Annotated in this window: 15 protein-coding genes and 8 tRNA genes; all 23 read right to left on the bottom strand. The window is 37.0% G+C overall.

Features of this window, described 5'->3' with window-relative positions:
• Positions 1–118 precede the first annotated feature (118 nt).
• A complete protein-coding gene (locus A8B35_RS05455; RefSeq protein ID WP_075602363.1) occupies positions 119–391 on the bottom strand; it encodes a GIY-YIG nuclease family protein in 273 nt (90 codons plus the stop codon).
• 143 nt (positions 392–534) lie between these two features.
• A tRNA-Leu gene (locus tag A8B35_RS05450) sits at positions 535–621 on the bottom strand.
• Positions 622–626: 5 nt separating this feature from the next.
• Positions 627–702 (bottom strand) — tRNA-Gly (locus tag A8B35_RS05445).
• 110 nt (positions 703–812) lie between these two features.
• Positions 813–899, bottom strand: a tRNA-Leu gene (locus A8B35_RS05440).
• A 6-nt stretch (positions 900–905) separates the two neighbouring features.
• Positions 906–981 (bottom strand) — tRNA-Gly (locus A8B35_RS05435).
• A 171-nt stretch (positions 982–1,152) separates the two neighbouring features.
• Positions 1,153–3,780, bottom strand: coding sequence for a DNA mismatch repair protein MutS (gene mutS, locus A8B35_RS05430; RefSeq protein WP_245820771.1), 2,628 nt, complete (start codon positions 3,778–3,780; stop codon positions 1,153–1,155).
• 58 nt (positions 3,781–3,838) lie between these two features.
• Positions 3,839–4,174, bottom strand: coding sequence for a HepT-like ribonuclease domain-containing protein (locus A8B35_RS05425; protein WP_075602362.1), 336 nt, complete (start codon positions 4,172–4,174; stop codon positions 3,839–3,841).
• Positions 4,164–4,472, bottom strand: a complete 309-nt coding sequence (locus A8B35_RS05420) for a nucleotidyltransferase family protein (protein ID WP_075602361.1) — start codon at positions 4,470–4,472, stop codon at positions 4,164–4,166. Before A8B35_RS05420 ends, A8B35_RS05425 begins: the two co-directional genes overlap by 11 nt.
• Positions 4,473–4,656: 184 nt before the next feature.
• Complete coding sequence (locus A8B35_RS05415; RefSeq protein ID WP_075602360.1) at positions 4,657–6,123, bottom strand: cobyric acid synthase; 1,467 nt, start codon at positions 6,121–6,123, stop codon at positions 4,657–4,659.
• Positions 6,124–6,271: 148 nt separating this feature from the next.
• Entirely contained in the window at positions 6,272–6,985 is a 714-nt protein-coding gene (locus A8B35_RS05410) for a 2-phosphosulfolactate phosphatase (protein ID WP_075602359.1), read from the bottom strand.
• 181 nt (positions 6,986–7,166) lie between these two features.
• Entirely contained in the window at positions 7,167–8,528 is a 1,362-nt protein-coding gene (locus A8B35_RS05405; protein ID WP_083634327.1) for an MATE family efflux transporter, read from the bottom strand.
• A gap of 67 nt (positions 8,529–8,595) precedes the next feature.
• A complete protein-coding gene (locus A8B35_RS05400; RefSeq protein ID WP_075602358.1) occupies positions 8,596–9,312 on the bottom strand; it encodes a tRNA1(Val) (adenine(37)-N6)-methyltransferase in 717 nt (238 codons plus the stop codon).
• A gap of 54 nt (positions 9,313–9,366) precedes the next feature.
• The gene (locus A8B35_RS05395) at positions 9,367–10,128 is read right to left on the bottom strand and encodes a TIGR02757 family protein (RefSeq protein ID WP_075602357.1); all 762 of its coding nucleotides are present in this window, start codon (positions 10,126–10,128) and stop codon (positions 9,367–9,369) included.
• Between the two features lie 2 nt (positions 10,129–10,130).
• A complete protein-coding gene (locus A8B35_RS05390) occupies positions 10,131–10,790 on the bottom strand; it encodes an ABC transporter ATP-binding protein (RefSeq protein WP_075602356.1) in 660 nt (219 codons plus the stop codon).
• Positions 10,791–10,795: 5 nt separating this feature from the next.
• A complete protein-coding gene (locus A8B35_RS05385) occupies positions 10,796–11,731 on the bottom strand; it encodes a calcium/sodium antiporter (protein WP_075602355.1) in 936 nt (311 codons plus the stop codon).
• Positions 11,732–11,733: 2 nt separating this feature from the next.
• Positions 11,734–12,132 (bottom strand): Sec-independent protein translocase subunit TatA/TatB, encoded by a 399-nt coding sequence (locus A8B35_RS05380; RefSeq protein ID WP_075602354.1) that lies wholly within the window; start codon positions 12,130–12,132, stop codon positions 11,734–11,736.
• A 182-nt stretch (positions 12,133–12,314) separates the two neighbouring features.
• Entirely contained in the window at positions 12,315–15,305 is a 2,991-nt protein-coding gene (gene secDF, locus A8B35_RS05375) for a protein translocase subunit SecDF (protein WP_075602353.1), read from the bottom strand.
• Between the two features lie 271 nt (positions 15,306–15,576).
• The gene (locus A8B35_RS05370; RefSeq protein ID WP_075602352.1) at positions 15,577–16,227 is read right to left on the bottom strand and encodes a redox-sensing transcriptional repressor Rex; all 651 of its coding nucleotides are present in this window, start codon (positions 16,225–16,227) and stop codon (positions 15,577–15,579) included.
• Between the two features lie 165 nt (positions 16,228–16,392).
• Positions 16,393–16,467, bottom strand: a tRNA-Val gene (locus tag A8B35_RS05365).
• Positions 16,468–16,499: 32 nt separating this feature from the next.
• A tRNA-Val gene (locus A8B35_RS05360) sits at positions 16,500–16,574 on the bottom strand.
• Between the two features lie 33 nt (positions 16,575–16,607).
• A tRNA-Val gene (locus tag A8B35_RS05355) sits at positions 16,608–16,682 on the bottom strand.
• Between the two features lie 31 nt (positions 16,683–16,713).
• Positions 16,714–16,788 (bottom strand) — tRNA-Val (locus tag A8B35_RS05350).
• 104 nt (positions 16,789–16,892) lie between these two features.
• On the bottom strand, positions 16,893–18,182 hold the full coding sequence (locus tag A8B35_RS05345) for a bifunctional folylpolyglutamate synthase/dihydrofolate synthase (RefSeq protein WP_075602351.1): 1,290 nt from the start codon (positions 18,180–18,182) through the stop codon (positions 16,893–16,895).
• Positions 18,183–18,257: the final 75 nt, after the last annotated feature.

Genomic DNA, 18,257 nt, shown 5'->3' with positions numbered 1-18,257 from the left:
CAGAAGGCAAGTATAAATTATACGCGATGAAGAAGATCAGATGAGAATTACGCGCATAAAAAAAGGTCTCTTCAACTAAGAAGAGACCTTTACTTGGTACTCGAGGCGGGACTTGAATCTACCTGTCGGCAGACAGGCCCGCAATATCTAATTCATTCCTAATTAACCTCAACTTTTCTTTTCCTACACCCGATTTCCAATACTTCTCACGAACTCTTGCTTCTGGGCGCGATCCAACTTCTTCTGAATATATTAAAGTAAAAGGTGCATAAGGCTTAGTCGTTCGCTCGTAACCTTGATTATGACGTTCTAACCTATTGGATAAATTCGAAGTCATACCAACATAAATATAGTTTCTTGCATTACTGGCAATAGCGTAGACTGTGTGCATAAGGAATCAGTTTAAGGAGAACTGAAATTAACCAAATAAAGGATCAGACCCAAATATTGTGCGTGATCCCCTCTTACCTCCAAGTATAATCCAAAATAAAGGGCATAAAAAAAGGTCTCTTCAACAAAGAAGAGACCTTTACTTGGTACTCGAGGCGGGACTTGAACCCGCACGTCCTAATGGACACAAGATTTTAAGTCTTGCGTGTCTACCAATTCCACCACTCGAGCATCCTTGGAGCGAAAAACGGGACTCGAACCCGCGACCCCGACCTTGGCAAGGTCGTGCTCTACCAACTGAGCTATTTTCGCGTCATAATGTTTTGTTTGTAATCAGTAAGTGCCATTGCCTTTACCTTGCGATTACTATATTGTTTTGCTTTTTCAAATTAAAAGCTTCCTTCAAGAAGAAGGAAGCTTATTGGTACTCGAGGCGGGACTTGAACCCGCACGTCCTAATGGACACAAGATTTTAAGTCTTGCGTGTCTACCAATTCCACCACTCGAGCATCCTTTGGAGCGAAAAACGGGACTCGAACCCGCGACCCCGACCTTGGCAAGGTCGTGCTCTACCAACTGAGCTATTTTCGCATTTCAAAATCGCTGCAACCCCTAGTGTCATTACCTTTGTGATGAACACATCATTTCGTGATTGCGGGTGCAAATATAGATCATATTTCTATATCTGCAAACTTTTAGTGCATTAAAAAGTGAACTTTTTTCACCTCTTTTTAGTTGTCCTCTGAAATTCAATAATTAAGCCTATTTAATTCCTGTGAACTTTTTTATTTCATTTAGTTTATTGAGGGCCTCAACGGGAGTTAAATTATTAATATCGGTATTTGCTATTTCATCTCTGATCTGTTTTAATACAGGATCGTCTAACTGAAAAATGCTCATTTGATACCCTTCTCTATGTTGTCCTATATCATTAACCGGTTTCGCAAGGCTTCCTTTTCTGTTGGCTCCTTCTAGTTCCAATAATATATCGTTGGCTCTATTCACTACCGTTTTGGGCATTCCAGCCATACGTGCCACATGTATACCAAAACTGTGGTTACTGCCTCCGCGAACCAATTTGCGCAAGAATATCACCTTATTATTAACTTCCTTGACCGATACATTATAATTCTTGCATCGCTCAAAGGATTTTTCCATTTCGTTCAATTCATGATAATGGGTGGCAAATAGTGTTTTTGCTCTGGCCCTTTTATTTTCGTGTATATATTCCACAATACTCCAGGCAATGGAAATACCATCGTAAGTGCTGGTACCTCGTCCTAGCTCATCAAATAAAATTAAACTACGTGGCGAAAGATTATTTAATATACTCGCGGCTTCATTCATCTCAACCATAAAGGTAGATTCGCCGGCCGATATATTATCAGATGCTCCTACTCTAGTAAATATTTTATCCACCACACCAATTTGGGCCGATTCTGCAGGTACGAAGGAACCAATTTGTGCCATCAATACAATCAAGGCTGTTTGCCTTAATAGTGCCGATTTACCAGCCATATTAGGACCAGTAATAATGATCACCTGCTGCTTGTCCGTATCTAAGGCCACATCGTTGGGGATGTACTCCTCATCAATAGCCATTTGTTTTTCGATAACCGGATGACGACCGCCTTTGATATCCAACACATCATCATCCTTAATTACAGGACGTACATATTTATTCTGCGCTGCCGTTGTGCTAAACGACAATAAACAATCGAGCTTCGCCAATAAACTAGCATCGAGCTGAATGGCCACCAAATATTCACTTAGGCTTAAAACCAGTTCTGTGTATAATTGTGTTTCTAGCACCAATATTTTTTCTTCGGCACCTAATATCTTGGCTTCATATTCTTTCAGCTCCTCGGTAATGTAGCGCTCAGCATTCACCAAGGTTTGTTTTCTGATCCACTCTTGTGGTACTTTATCCTTATGGGTGTTTCTTACCTCAATATAATAGCCAAACACATTGTTGAAGCTAATTTTTAGCGATGGTATTCCCGTGCGCTCAACCTCGCGCTCCACCATGCTATTGAGATAATCTTTTCCTGAAAAGGCAATTTTGCGTAAATCGTCGAGTTCTTGATTTACGCCTTCAGCAATCACATTTCCTTTGTTAATTTGTGCCGGCGGATCGCTTGCAATCTCTTTCTCTATTCTTTCGCGGATAGAAATACACGGGTTCAGTTGCTCACCAATACTTTTTAAAGTATCGTTATCGCCCATTTCGCAGCCTTTTTTAATGGGCTCAATAGCGTTTAAAGCTTGCTTTACCTGAACCACCTCGCGTGGCGAAATACGACCAACAGCAACCTTTGATACCAAACGTTCTAAATCGCCCACCGGACGTAAATATTCTTCGAGCTGCGATTTAAATTCGGGTGCCTTAAAAAAATACTCCACAGCGCTCAAGCGATCTTCAATAAGCTTAACTTCTTTTAGCGGTAAAGCCAACCAACGCTTCAGCATTCTACTTCCCATTGGCGAAATAGTTTGATCAATAACTGCGCTTAAGGAAGTAGCACCATCGTTAACAGAACCAAATAACTCTAGGTTGCGGATGGTAAACTTATCGAGCCACACATATTTATCTTCCTCGATACGAGAAAGTCCTGTAATATGCTGTATTTTATGATGCTGGGTGATATCTAAATAGTGCATTATGGCTCCCGAAGCCACCACACCATATTTTAAATTATGAACGCCATACCCTTTTAAAGATTTGGTTTCAAAATGCTTTAGGAGTCTATCGTGTGCCGAATCTTCGGTAAAAACCCAATCCTCTAAACCATAGGTGTAAAACTTATCGCCAAAGCATTCAACAAACTGTGTGCGTTTGCTTTTTTCGAACAATACCTCTTTGGGTTTAAAACCATTGAGTAATTTATCGATGTATTCGAAACTGCCTTCTGCGGTTAAAAACTCTCCGGTAGAAATATCTAAGAATGATACCCCTGCTAAGTTTTTATGTATATGAACGGCAGCCAAAAAATTATTTTCTCGATGCTCTAACACATTATCACTGATGGCCACACCAGGCGTAACCAACTCGGTAACGCCACGCTTTACAATGGTTTTGGTCATCTTTGGATCTTCTAACTGGTCGCAAACGGCAACGCGCTGACCGGCACGGACTAACTTTGGCAAATAGGTATCTAAGGCATGATGTGGAAACCCCGCTAACTCAACATACGAAGCGGCACCATTGGCTCTTCGAGTAAGTGTAATACCGAGTATTTCAGAAGCTTTGATGGCATCATCAGAAAAAGTCTCGTAAAAGTCGCCCACTCTAAAAAGTAGAATCGCGTCTGGATGCTTGTCTTTAATCGAATAATATTGCTTCATCAAAGGGGTTTGAACCGCCTTTTTTGTAGTTCCTTTTTTTGCCAATGTATTGTTGTATTTGATTGTTAGAATTTAACCTTTTTCTTGGAAGTAATTGAGAATATTATTGCTCGAGCAGCTTCTCAACTTCAATAATAAGCTTAGGAAGATGCTTGGATATGATCCCCCATATAACCACATCATCTACTTTATCGTAACCATGAATTACCCAATTTCGAGTATCTACAATTTGTCTTGCATTCTCTATGTTAACATCAGGTGCAATTTTTAATATGCGATTCATTGCTTCCCCTATAATTTCTATCTCTCTTTCAACAGCCCTTCGTAATAGCTTGTTGTTTTGATACTCAAAGAAATCACGTTTATCACCTAGATAATCAAAGATAGAATCTATTGAAACTTTAATATCGTATAGATACTTCTTTACCTCACGCTTCATATATTAACTCTTTCGTTTCGTTAATACTTTCTATAAAATACGGATTTGATAAGGTACGTTCTGTTACCAAATCTATTTCTCTTTTTAAGAGGTCTTTTAATTTATAATGAAGTGCAAAGTAATTATCAGCATACTCTTCTATCGATAATTCATCGGAAAATGCAATCAATAAATCAATATCACTATCCTGTGTAAAGTTTCCTTCTACAACAGAACCAAAAGCATGCAGCCTTTTAATCTTAAAAGTCTTACATAGCTTCTTTAAATCGGTGATATGTTCTACTAAAATTGCTTGCATTTTTTTTATAAAGTTAATAATTAATCTTTGAGCTCGAAATTCACTTTATTAATCAATTCTTCACCACTCACCTTGAGATTGCTTCCGTTGTCGCAATGACGAGGCGCATAGTGTTCCTATTTGATAGCACCTTTTTTGCGTCATCGCGAGGCACGCGGCGATCTCAAGGCGCCTCATTTACTAATTATCCAAGCTTTAAAGTCTCGTAAATATAATCCATATCGCAAGCTTCGCGCACTACGTTTGCTAACTTATCGTATTCTTGATTTTTGTATTCTTTATAATTAAAACTTACGGTAAAATCGGGTTTTAACTGCTGCAACATTTGCTTTAACACAACTGGGTTATCCATGATCCCATGCATGTACGATCCCCATGTTTTGGCATCTTTATAATACCCATCCTCACCATCTTCTGTAATACAAAGTGGACTTGGATTGGCTGCAATGGTTTCGCCCATATGAATTTCGTATCCATCGCAGATAGCTTCTGATCCCAAGAAAGAGAATTTACTTTGAACCGTTTTCTTTTCTTCACTTAAGATGGTCTCTACGGGTAGCAGGCCTAAACCTTCTATCTCATCAATTTCACTTTCTACGTGATGTGGGTCAGAGATTTTAGTTCCCATCATTTGATACCCCCCACAGATACCATAAACTGGCGTTCCCTTGGCGTGCATTTGTTTTACCTGAGTGGCTACTCCATTATCGGTGATGTATTTTAAATCGGCAAGCGTACTCTTTGAGCCCGGAAGAATAACCATATCTGCTTTGGCTATTTCAGCCTTATTATCGGTGTAATATAAATGAACTTCGGGAAGATGCTCAATCATATTAAAATCGGTAAAATTAGACATGTGTGGTACTAAAACCACTGCCACATTAATTTTACCTTCAACAGCGGTGCTGGTTTTATGCTGAATCACCACGGCATCTTCTTGCTCAATATAAATATCGCGGAAGTAAGGAATAACGCCAACCACAGGCTTTCCTGTTAACTCCTTAATAATGCGTTTCCCCTCTTCGAACAAAGACAAATCGCCACGGAATTTATTGATGATGATTCCCTTAATGGCATCACGTTCCTCTTGTGGCAATAGCATAATTGTACCATAAACACTTCCTATTACTCCGCCTCTATCGATATCGGCAATGAGATAGGTTGAAGCACCGCTAGTCACGGCCACCTTCATGTTTACAATGTCCTTATCCCAAAGGTTAACTTCAGAGATACTACCGGCTCCTTCAATAACAACAGGGTTGTACTTTTCTTCGAGACGATGATACGATTTCATGGCTTCCTTAAAAAGCTCCGTTCTATCGGTATATAAAAAATACTCCTGTGCCGTTTGGTTGCCAATGGGCTTACCGTTTAAAACAACCTGAGTACTAATGTTTGTATTGGGCTTTAACAAAACCGGATTCATCTCAACAGAACACTCAATGCCGCAAGCTTCTGCTTGAGCTGCTTGAGCTCTCCCAATTTCTAAACCATCGGGAGTGGCGTAACTATTAAGCGACATGTTTTGCGCTTTAAATGGTGCTGGTGCATAACCATCTTGTAAAAAGATACGACAGAATGCAGCGTTAACGGCCGATTTACCCACATCGGAACCAGTACCCACAAACATGATTGGTTTTATTTTTTGCATGTTTTCTTTTTAGTATCAAGATACAAGTATCAAGTATCAAGATGATTTACAAAATGTAGAGCAAAGTAATTTTAGATATTAAGACACAAGACTGATTTACAAGATGTATTTCATCTTGATACTTGTGTCTTGATACTTACTACTCATTTTACAACTTAATTAAAGTTCCCTCTTTGGTATAAACAGGTACTACATCTAACACATCAGATTTATAACAATACTCTAAATCTTCGGTTGCGCCTAGGCCTGTTAAGCGTTTATAGTGCTTTCCTTTTGAACCTAAAGCATGGATATCGTCTTTATTTTGTTCGTAAAGCGTAGCCATGGCAATAGCCACATCGCTTAGGTGGGCACCATTTTGTTGTAAGTGATAAGCAATTTTACCTGCACAAAGAGAATCTTCCATGGTAAAATGATCGTGCGATCCGCTAGCCACTAGCACTACTTCTTCATCGCCTGTTACAGCTTCAACTATGGCTCTATCGTTTAAAAAAGCACCTACATATAATTTACTGGCTCCTTTAGAGTTGATAATAGCACGCGTTCCGTTGGTTGTTGTAATCACTAAAGTTTTATCCTTAATAATTTCGGGAGAATACGAGAATGGTGAGTTACCGAAGTCGAAACCTTCGATAGGTACAGCCTTACGCTCGCCACCTAGTACCACATTTTCTTTACCCATTTCTTTTTGCACTTCAAAGGCATCCTCTGGGTGAAGCACCGGTATAATTTGCTTTGCGCCGTTAGCCAAAGCGGTTGTCATAACCGACGTAGCTCTTAATACATCAATTACTACTACTGTTTTATTTTCTACTTTATCAGGAAAAATCTCTCGTGCTGATGAAATTACATCTACGTTCATTATTTTATATTTAGTATCAAGTATCAAGACAAAAGTATAAAGACTGATTTACAGCTTCCATTATCTTTTATCTAACTATCTATTATTAATTATCTTATTTGTATAAATAGTTGTTAGTTTTTATTCAGTAGATAGCAGTTCTGCCATCAAGTCTATTCATCTAACTTCTATTATCTAAAGTCTAATTATAAATCAATTTTTTATACAAACCTTTAAAACGGTATCGCAGCCAAATACTCGCTATTGCCAAACCAGAAAGGTAGCCCACCCAAATACCCGATGGACCCATGTTAAATTGGAAAGCACAAATATATGAAATTGGCAAAGCCATTAAAATCCAAGTCACAAAAGTTATAATGGTTGGTGCTTTAACATCTTCTAAACCACGAAGTATGCCTAGCCAAGCAATTTGCAATCCATCGAAAACTTGAAAAATACCGGCCACTACCATCAGTTGTGATGCCACCAATAACACTTCAAACTCATCGGAAAATATCCTAGGTAAAACATTACGCGCTAATATAAATGCAATTGCAGTAAAAGTCATAAATACGATAACCTTATGCACAATGGCATAGGCCGATGCTTTTACATTAAACCAATCTCCAGCGCCTCGGTAGGTGCTTACTTTTATGGTGGCTGCCGATGCCAATCCGCTCGACATCATATAGGTAACACTAGCAATGGCAATTACCACCTGGTGCGCAGCCATGGCTTCTTTACTAATCCATCCCATCATAATGGCGCCCATGCTAAAAGCAAATACCTCAATCACCATTTGTCCGCCAATGGGGAAACCAATTTTTATAAGTTCCCATACTTTTTTCATCTCCACTTTAGTGGATAAATACACCTTTTTATAACTCTTGAAAAACGGTAAATAAGCAAATACTATAATGAAAATTAATGGCATCAGGATACGGGATATAAAGGTAGCCCAACCTGCACCCATTACTCCCATTTCTGGAGCACCTAATTTCCCATATATCAAAATATAATTGAGTATTATATTAATAGCGTTAGCCGCTAGGGTAATTACCATGGCAATGCGGGTATTGGAAATACCTTCGGCAAACTGTTTGAATACAAAGAAAATACTGATGGGAAATATGGAAGATACAATCACCAAATAAAATGGAATAGCCATGGCCACCACTTCGGGCTCTTGTCCCATAAAGGGCATCAGTAAAGAAACCAACAACATGAGGATAGTTTGCGCCACAGCAAACATCCCTACCCCAACGATTCCTTGCTTTAACCAGAATCCTGTTTTGTGTGAGTTGCCCGATCCATGCGTTTTCCCCACCAAAGGAGTTACTGCTATGCTTAGACCGATGATTAAAACAAAACCTACGATAAATATACTATTGGCAAAGGAAACAGCAGCCAATTCGGTTGATCCCAACTGCCCCACCATAAGTGTATCTACCAAATTAACCACCATTTGCCCGGCTTGCGATAACACTACAGGTAGGGCTAATTTTAGATTAGGCAGATAATGTGGCTTATAAGGCTCTAGAAAGGATTCAATTTTATTCTTCACGTATATTTATTTTAGCCGCAAAGATAGGAATTACATACTAAGTATGAAGGTATAAAACCTTACTAAACTAAAATTTTAGATAAAAGTCTTTTGTGAGTTTTTTGTAGGCTTCTGAATACTGATGACGACCAAATTCTTCCACTATCATTACTTCTGATTGAATGGGTAATTCTTGAAATGAATATTGCAGCAATACGCGCTTTTCCGGCTTCTTGGGAGTAGGCTTTAACTTTAGTTCTTTATTTAAATGCAGGTTTGCTTCTTTGGCAAAATCGGTAAAAATTGCTTGCTGATCAGATGGCAGTACCACACAAAAAGAACCATCGGCAGTTAATAAGTTCGCGACTCCTTTGGTAAGGTCTTTAAATGATAAACTATCGTTATGACGTGCCGCACTCTTTTTATCGCATTCGTTTTTTAATGAATCGGTAAAAAAAGGTGGATTACTAACAATTAAATCGAACTTATCCACAGGTTGATTTACGTAGTTCGTAAAGTCCGCTTGATTGATGGAGATTCTATCTTTCCAAGGTGAAAGTGTTGCATTCTCTTTGGCCTGAAGTATTGCATCTTGATCAATATCTATGGCTGTTATATTTAAAGAGGGATTTCGCTGAGCAAGCATAATGGCAATTAAGCCTGTGCCTGTTCCAATATCCAAGGCCTTGCTTTTATGCAGCACATCGGCCCAAGCGCCCAATAAAACGCCATCAGTACCCACTTTCATGGCAGCTTTATCCTGATGAATGGTGAACTCTTTAAATTGAAAATAGGTATTTGCCATGATAAAAAAGTTATTGAGTTTTCAGACTGAAGACTGAAGTCAACTTAAAACGCTCTAAAATTTTTCAAATACACCTAAACCAAAGAGAGCGTAATCGTATTTAATGGGATCGCTAGCATCAAAGGACTTGAGCACTGAGGTAATTTCTTCAACGGATTTAAAGTCATTAGCCTTACGTGTTAATATCCCCAATTTACGTCCCACATTACCCGTATGTACATCGAGCGGCAAAAGTAAATTGGCTTGATTAATCTGATTCCATATACCAAAATCAACGCCCATTTTATCCTGTCGTACCATCCATCGTAAATACATTAAAACACGTTTTGATGAGCTACCTTTTGCCGTATTTGCAATATGCTTTGCCGTTCTACCGGGTTCTTGAAAAGAGGTAAAAACATCACGAAAGTGAATAAGACTTGCTTTTATATTGTTATTTTGTTGATATCCTTGGGTAAAAACCGCCTCAAGACCATTATGGTTTTTGTAAATATTTCTCAATCCTGTTAATATATACCTAAAATCAAGTCCATTAAATGTTCGGTACAGCGCTCCATCTGGTATGCTATCAAAGTCACCATTCATTACAAAATCAAAGGGTTCGTAATCCATCAACTGAAGGATATTTTCTGCAGCTTTTAATATCGCTTTGCGCTGTCCCCATGAGATGGTTGCAGCAATATAACCGGCAATTTCTATATCTTCTTTTTTTGTAAATTTTTTAGGAATAGATATAGGATCGGAATCGATAAACGAAGGCGCATTATATTGTAGCACTTTCTCATCGAGAAAGGATTTTATTTCCTGAAGTTCCATAACTATTGGTCTGAAAGAATTAAACCATCTTTCATCTTTATTTCTCTATCACTTAAACCCGCTAAATGCAAATCGTGCGTAACAATAACAAAGGTTTGATTGAACTCATCGCGCAGTTTAAAAAATAACTTATGTAATTCTTCTTGATTTTGGGAATCTAAACTACCCGTAGGCTCATCGGCAAAAACCACTGCAGGATCATTAATTAAGGCTCGTGCAATAGCTACACGTTGTTTTTCGCCACCACTTAGTTCGGCAGGCTTATGCGTTTCTCTATCCTTTAAATTTAAGAAGGAAAGAAGCTCTTTTGCTCTTTTCTCGCTTTCTCGCTTATTTTTACCCGCAATTAATGCAGGCAAAGCAATATTCTCAATGGTATTAAACTCCGGCAATAATTGGTGAAACTGAAATACAAAACCAATATTCTCGTTCCTGAATTTAGCCAATTGCTTTTCGTTCAGGCTTTGAATCGGTGTGTTATTTATGATAACATTTCCATCATCAGGTTTATCAAGCGTACCTAAAATCTGTAACAAGGTTGTTTTACCTGCGCCACTAGCTCCAACAATGGAAACAATTTCACCTTCGTTTACTTGTAGTTCGATTCCTTTTAGAACCTGAAGGTCACCGTAGGATTTTGTTAAGCCTTTTCCTGAAATCATAAAACCTAATTAGCAAATAAAATAAACATATAAGCTGCATATAAAGCAACTAAGATGGCACCTTTCCATCGTGTTAACACGCCTCGTTTTAAAGGAATTATCATCACCAATAAGAGAAATGCAACAAATACCATTACCAAAACATCAAACTGAATGATTTGCAATGAAACATTTAATGGTTTTAGAATAGAAGTAACTCCAATAACTCCTAACAAATTAAATATGTTAGAGCCGATAATATTACCTATGGATATATCTGTTTCTTTACGAAAGGCTGCAATTAAGGATGTTGCTAATTCAGGAACGCTTGTACCAAAGGCAACCACTGAAATACCAATAACACGATCGCTAACATTTAAGGCTGCAGCAATACTCTTTGCACCACCTACCAACCATTCTGAACCAAGGTATAAACCTACTGAAGCTAGTAGTAACAATAAAATAGCTTTCCAAAGCGCTAAAGTTGGTTCCTTTATCTGTTCTCCTTGCTTTTTAGAGTCTAGCCTGGATTTGAAGACTGACCAAAGCAAATAAATTATTAATAATACAATAAAGCAGATTCCTTCAATTAAACCAACTGTTCTGTCATAAGCGAATATGTAAAACAATAAAGAGGCAAACATCATCACACTCCAATCTATCCAAAGTGCCTTATTTTTTACCTTTATTGGGAGGATTATAGAAACTGCACCCAGAACTAGTGCGATGTTTGCAATATTAGATCCAACAACATTACCTATTGAAATATCAGGAGATCCACTAAAAACAGCTTTTAGACTAACTAACAATTCGGGAGCTGAAGTACCAAAAGCTACAACCGTAACTCCAATAACTAATGTAGAAACCTTTAGGTAACGCGCTATCTCAACGCTAGCTTTCACAAGCCAATCTCCGCTAAAAAATAGCAAGGTTAAGCCTGCTACGAGCATCAATACACTCATTATTATTGTTTGCTTGGGTTAGATTCCTTTTTTTTATCTTCTATAGAAGCCTCGTTTGCTTCGCTTTTATGAGCATCTTCAATCTCAGAAGCATCTTCTCCTTCTTGTAAATACTCATCGTCTTCATACGAATCGTAATCTGAAATATCAGTTACTGAATTGCCAATTTCACGAACCTCACGATTAATTTCTTCTTGACTCTTTTTTATATCATCTACTATCCCACCTGTACTATCATTAAACTCACGTTTAATATCGTCGGTAGCTTTTTTAAACTCATTCATTCCCTTACCGAACATACGGGCTAATTCAGGAATCTTACTCGATCCGAAAAGTAATAAAACAGCAAGGGCGACGAAAATAAATTCTCCACCACCAATACCTAAAAAGCATAAACTCATATTATTGAATATATCTAAAAAAATAAGCTCAAATATAATAAAATAAGGCCAATCAAATTACTACTCACTAAATATATACCAATTGAGTACTGTTCTTCCTTAGTATAATTAGCATGAAACAAAAACACCCTTTAAACCAATTGGTTTAAAGGGTGCCTATATTATTATTTAGCTTTTAAAGATTATTTCTTTTTAGCAGCTAATTTTTTCTTTTCACGTGCATCAATAACTGAAAACGTTACTGGAGTTGCAATAAACAATGAAGAATATGTACCAACTACAACACCTAACATGATAGCGAATACGAAACCTTGTATTACTTCACCACCAAATAAGAAGATTACTAACAATACAACAAACGTAGTGAATGAAGTATTTACCGTACGACTCATTGTAGAGTTTAATGCTGAATCAACAACTTCACCTTTATTTTTCTTCGGATGTAATCCTAAATACTCACGAATACGGTCAAAAACAACCACGGTATCATTAATTGAATATCCAATTACTGTAAGAATTGCCGCAATAAATGCTTGATCAATTTCTAAACTAAATGGTACAATTGAATAGAACATTGAAAATACTCCTAACACAATTATTACATCATGCATCAAGGCTGCAACAGCACCTAAACCATACTCCCAGTTACGGAAACGAATTAAGATATAAAGGAAGATTACAATTAAAGAGAACGCAATTGAGTAATATGCTTTTGTCTTAATATCACTCGCAATGGTTGGCCCAACTTTTTGAGAGCTCATTCTGTAATTATCGATAAACTCATCGAACGTTACATTTGCTCCTAAATAAGTTTTTAAACCGTTGTATAATTTTTGCTCTAATTGATTATCAATTTCCTCACCATTCTCGTCAATCATGTAGTTTGTAGCAATACGAACCTGATTATCTGAACCATAAGTTTTAACCTCAACATTTGAACCTTCGAACTCTGCATCTAAAGATTTCTTAATATCTGAAGCAGATACTGTTTCATCAAAACGAATAACGTAGTTACGACCTCCAGAGAAATCAATACCTAATTTTAAACCATGAGTTGCTAAAGAGCCTACACTTACTAATAATGCTACAGCAGATATAATGAAGAAAGTTTTCTTTTTCTCTAAGAATTTAATTTTAGTATTCTTTAAGAAACCTTCAGTCATTTTTGTACCAAACTTAAGATCTGCTTTGCTTTCTAACATTCTCTCAAAAATTAAGCGAGTAATAAAAATCGCACAGAAGAATGACGTGGCAATACCAATCATTAATGTTGTAGCAAAACCTTTAATAGGACCTGTACCAAAAACAAATAAGATTAAACCTGTTAAGAAAGTAGTAACATTGGAGTCAATAATTGCAGAGAAGGCATTTTTATAACCATCAGCAACAGCTAAACGAACCCCTTTACCAGCAGATAACTCTTCACGAATACGCTCATAAATAAGTACGTTGGCATCAACCGACATACCAATTGTTAAAACAATACCAGCAATACCTGGTAATGTTAATACAGCTCCGAAAGAAGCTAACACACCTAAAATAAAGAACATGTTTGCGATCAAAGCAAGGTCAGATACTAAACCTGCTTTGAAACCGTAGAAGAATACCATGTAAACTAATACTACTAAGAATGCCCACATAAATGATGACAATCCTGAATCAACAGCTTCCTCACCTAATGAAGGACCAACAACAGTATCTTCAACAATACGAGCAGGAGCAGGTAATTTACCAGACTTAAGAATGTTAGCTAAATCTTTTGCCTCTTCTGGAGAAAAGTTTCCAGTAATAGAACTTCTACCACCTTTAATTTCACCATTTACTGTTGGTGCTGAATATACATATCCATCTAATACAATAGCAATAGACTTATCAATATTTGATTTTGTTAAACGAGCCCAAACATTTGCACCTTCGGCATTCATACCCATGCTAACTTCGTAATCACCACGTTGTCCTGTTTCAGCACGAGCGCTTGTAATTACATCTCCTTCTAGTGGAGGACGACCATCATGACTAGATACTTTAATAGCAAATAATTCAAATATTTGATCTTTACTCATCGTACCATCCTGTAACTTACGTTGAGGAAGTGCTTTTACACCCCACATAAAACGAACGTTTTTAGGGAATACAGATTGTACCTGTGGTAAAGACATATAACTATTAACTTTAGCAGTATCTTTAGATAATGCCATACCTACAGTAGCACCAGTCTGACGTTGAGAAGGCATTAAAACACTAAATAAAGATTTAGTTGTTTCAGCTTGTAAAGAGTCAACTGCTGAATCTTCAGCATCTAAATCTGCTAAAAGACCATCTTCTTTAACTTCTTCAGTCTCTACTTTAGCAACTTCCTCATCAGCTGGTTTATTAGCCTCTGCTTTAACAGCTTCAATTTCAGTTACTTTTTGATTTGCTTGAATAAGGCTATTTACAATTTCGCTCATCTCGTAAGTTTCCCAAAACTCAAGACTAGCTGTTCCTTGTAATAATTTACGAACCCTTTGTGGATCTTTAATACCCGGTAGTTCAACCAATACACGACCTGCTTTTTCAAGCTTCTGTACGTTTGGTTGTGATACACCGAATCTATCGATACGAGTACGTAATATATTAAATGCATTATCAATTGCACTTTGTGACTCTACGCGAATTACTTTTAATACATCGTCATTAGAAGTATTATAGTCAATTCTACCTTTCATCTCAGGCGTATTAAAAATAGCAGCTAAGCGAGCTTCTGAGTCTAATTCTGTAAACGCTTCATAAAAAAGAGTTACAAAATCAGCAGAAGTATTTTTCTCCTTTTGTTCTGCAATTTGTAATGCTTCGTTAAAAGTAGGATCTGTATTGTAGTTTGAAAGGGCTTTCAAAACATCAGCCACTTTAACCTCTAAAATAAGGTTCATTCCACCTTTAAGATCCAGACCAAAGTTAATCTCACGCTCTTTACATTCTTTATATGTATAAGATCTTAATCCAAACATAAAGTTGTAAACAGGTTCGTTAGCTATTGAATCCAGATACGTAAATTCTACTTGTGGATCTCCAAGCGCAACAGCCTTGGCTTCATTCTCCACTCTTCGCGTTTGATAAGTAAATATCAACTGATATAAACTTACTAATGCCAAAAGGATGGCAAAAGTTCTTATCGCTCCTTTGTTTTGCATCTGTTCTTAAAATTTATTGAATTTTGTCAAAAAAAATATTATTTCACTTCTGAATTGCGCAAATATATTGTTTTTTTTTAGAAATCCCACTTATGAATATCAGCAATTGAACATTCAACGAAAACAGAGAATAAGTACATAAATATCAATTACAATATGTAACCTTTTCTACAAATCTACGTTCGTCAAAAAAACTAAATTAACGACAAGTGAAATTTGATTTTAATATATAAACACAGTTTTGGGAATTATAATTTGATTACACAAATTATTACTTTTTTAAATACTGCATTCTATTAAACATTACAGCAAGATGTGCATACAACGAAGTATCCTGAACTACAACATCTTCACCTAGTCTAATTCGCATTGGAGTAAAGTTCCATATTCCTTTTATACCCCCATCAACAATATCATGCGCTACTTTTTGAGCATACTCTGAAGGAACGGTTAATATTCCAATATTAACTTGTTTCTCTTCTTGCATCTTATGGAAATCATCCATATGATAAATAGGAACCCCTGCTATTTCTTTCCCTATTATATTTGCATCAACATCAAACGCAGCAACAATCTTGAGCCCAAACTGACTTAATCCATGATCAAGAAGAAGTGCATTACCTAAACTCCCAGCACCAAAAAGGTAGGCTTCATCTATAGTTCGAAAACCTAAAAACTCCTCAAGTATGTTAATTAAAGGCTCCACCTCATAACCAACACGCGTTTTACCCACTATACTTGTGTAAGATAAATCCTTAGTTACCTGTGTAGGATCTACCCCCATATCACGGGCAATATGCGTACTAGACACAAATTGTTGATTTTGATTTTTAGCCATTTTAAGATATGCCAAGTAAGTAGGCATACGTCTTAACGAAGGCTCTGGAACTAAACCTTCTTTCTTTTTATTATCAGTGCTCATTATTTACTCTAATTCAGGGAAAGACCAAAAGTAGACCATTTTTCTTTTAAAGAAAATTTTCGTTAATAAAAAATTTAGGTGTTTTACAGCATTATACATAATTGCTTGCAAACACTAAATATAATAAACGAAAAAAGGAGACTCAATAATGAATCTCCTTTTCTGTGGGCGATGAGGGAGTCGAACCCCCGACCCCTTGGGTGTAAACCAAGTGCTCTGAACCAACTGAGCTAATCGCCCTAATGCGTAATCGTTTAATCTTTTAAAGATTGTGGGCGATGAGGGAGTCGAACCCCCGACCCCTTGGGTGTAAACCAAGTGCTCTGAACCAACTGAGCTAATCGCCCGAATACGTAATCGTTTAATTCTTTTAAAAGATGTGGGCGATGAGGGAGTCGAACCCCCGACCCCTTGGGTGTAAACCAAGTGCTCTGAACCAACTGAGCTAATCGCCCGAAAACGTATTCTTCAATGCTTTTAAAAATGTGGGCGATGAGGGAGTCGAACCCCCGACCCCTTGGGTGTAAACCAAGTGCTCTGAACCAACTGAGCTAATCGCCCTTTTAGAAAACTAACTAAATTCTCGTTTGAATTATCAAGGCTTGTTTCCAAAAGCGGTGCAAATATAGAGGTCTTTTTTAGAACTGCAAAAATTATTTTCAAAATCACACAACTTCTGCAACAACAAAAGTACTTCCCCCGATGAATATCAAATCATTATGGGATGCATTTTTTTTTGCACCTTTCTTCGCTTCATCCACAGAATCGTACACTTTGCCCATTAAACCATACTTTTTTGCGGAACTCTGTAATTCAACAGCATCTAATCCTCGAGGAATATTTGGCCTCGCAAAGTAATATGTTGCATCCTTCGGTAATAACTTTAATACATTATCAACATCCTTATCGTTAACCATACCCCAAACGATATGCAATTTATCAAACGCTGTTGATAATAATTGCTGCATCAACTCCTCCACACCTTCTTTATTATGACCCGTATCACAAATAATTTGAGGATTCGCACCTAATACTTGCCATCGTCCCATAAGTCCAGTATTCTTCACAACATCACACAAACCATTATAAATATCTTTAGATGTGATAGCGTACCCATTAGCTATCATCACATCAAGAACCGTTAAAACAGTTATTAAGTTTTTCTTTTGGTAATGTCCTAACAAATCTAATTTTAGATTTTCAAACTCTAACTTACCATCCTTATAAACCTGAAATATCTGACGGGCATCAATACCGTTCATTACAACTGGGCTCGAATAAATTTCTTCTGCAAATCTAATTTCAGAATTCCCAGCATTAGCTTTTTCTATAAAAACATTTTTAGTTTCAGAATGAATCGCACCAATAACTACAGGTATATTTGGCTTTATCACTCCTGCTTTCTCTAATGCTATTGCCCCTAAGCTATCACCCAATAAAGCTGTATGATCCAGACCAATATTAGTAATCACTGAACATTCGGGGGTAATAATATTAGTAGAATCAAGCCTTCCTCCTAAGCCTACTTCTACAATCGCAATATCAACCTTACAATCTGCAAAATATTTAAAAGCCATTGCAACAGTCATTTCAAAAAATGACGGCTTTATCACTTCTATAATCTTTTTGTGATCAGTTACAAAATCAACTACATCCTCTTCCGATATACATAAACCGTTTATTTTAATTCGCTCCCTAAAATCTTTTAGGTGCGGAGAGGTATATAAACCTACCTTATACCCAGCCTCTTGCAACACCGAAGCCAAACAATGCGACACCGAACCTTTTCCATTAGTACCTGCCACATGAATACTTTTAAACTGCTCATGCGGTTGTCCGAAATAAGCATCTAACTTTTTAGTATTATCCAAATTAGCTTTATAAGCTACCGCACCACTTCGCTGATACATTGGAAGTTGAGAAAACAGAAAATCTAAAGTCTCTTTATAATTCATTCTCTTAATATTTTCAATAAAAAATAAGTAATATATATCATCCTTATTTGTTAATAAAATAAATAACTTTAAGCA

The sequence above is a fragment of the Saccharicrinis aurantiacus genome, assembly GCF_001660705.2.
In the GTDB taxonomy this organism is placed as follows: domain Bacteria; phylum Bacteroidota; class Bacteroidia; order Bacteroidales; family Marinilabiliaceae; genus Saccharicrinis; species Saccharicrinis aurantiacus.
This window is presented reverse-complemented; position numbering and strand designations above follow the sequence as displayed.

Bases quoted from the DNA above. Each gene is read 5' to 3' on its own strand.
- A8B35_RS05455 (WP_075602363.1), bottom strand. From the start codon at position 391: ATGCACACAGTCTACGCTATTGCCAGTAATGCAAGAAACTATATTTAT.
- A8B35_RS05425 (WP_075602362.1), bottom strand. From the start codon at position 4,174: ATGAAGCGTGAGGTAAAGAAGTATCTATACGATATTAAAGTTTCAATA.
- A8B35_RS05420 (WP_075602361.1), bottom strand. From the start codon at position 4,472: ATGCAAGCAATTTTAGTAGAACATATCACCGATTTAAAGAAGCTATGT.
- A8B35_RS05415 (WP_075602360.1), bottom strand. From the start codon at position 6,123: ATGCAAAAAATAAAACCAATCATGTTTGTGGGTACTGGTTCCGATGTG.
- A8B35_RS05410 (WP_075602359.1), bottom strand. From the start codon at position 6,985: ATGAACGTAGATGTAATTTCATCAGCACGAGAGATTTTTCCTGATAAA.
- A8B35_RS05400 (WP_075602358.1), bottom strand. From the start codon at position 9,312: ATGGCAAATACCTATTTTCAATTTAAAGAGTTCACCATTCATCAGGAT.
- A8B35_RS05395 (WP_075602357.1), bottom strand. From the start codon at position 10,128: ATGGAACTTCAGGAAATAAAATCCTTTCTCGATGAGAAAGTGCTACAA.
- A8B35_RS05390 (WP_075602356.1), bottom strand. From the start codon at position 10,790: ATGATTTCAGGAAAAGGCTTAACAAAATCCTACGGTGACCTTCAGGTT.
- A8B35_RS05385 (WP_075602355.1), bottom strand. From the start codon at position 11,731: ATGAGTGTATTGATGCTCGTAGCAGGCTTAACCTTGCTATTTTTTAGC.
- A8B35_RS05380 (WP_075602354.1), bottom strand. From the start codon at position 12,132: ATGAGTTTATGCTTTTTAGGTATTGGTGGTGGAGAATTTATTTTCGTC.
- secDF (WP_075602353.1), bottom strand. From the start codon at position 15,305: ATGCAAAACAAAGGAGCGATAAGAACTTTTGCCATCCTTTTGGCATTA.
- A8B35_RS05370 (WP_075602352.1), bottom strand. From the start codon at position 16,227: ATGAGCACTGATAATAAAAAGAAAGAAGGTTTAGTTCCAGAGCCTTCG.
- A8B35_RS05345 (WP_075602351.1), bottom strand. From the start codon at position 18,182: ATGAATTATAAAGAGACTTTAGATTTTCTGTTTTCTCAACTTCCAATG.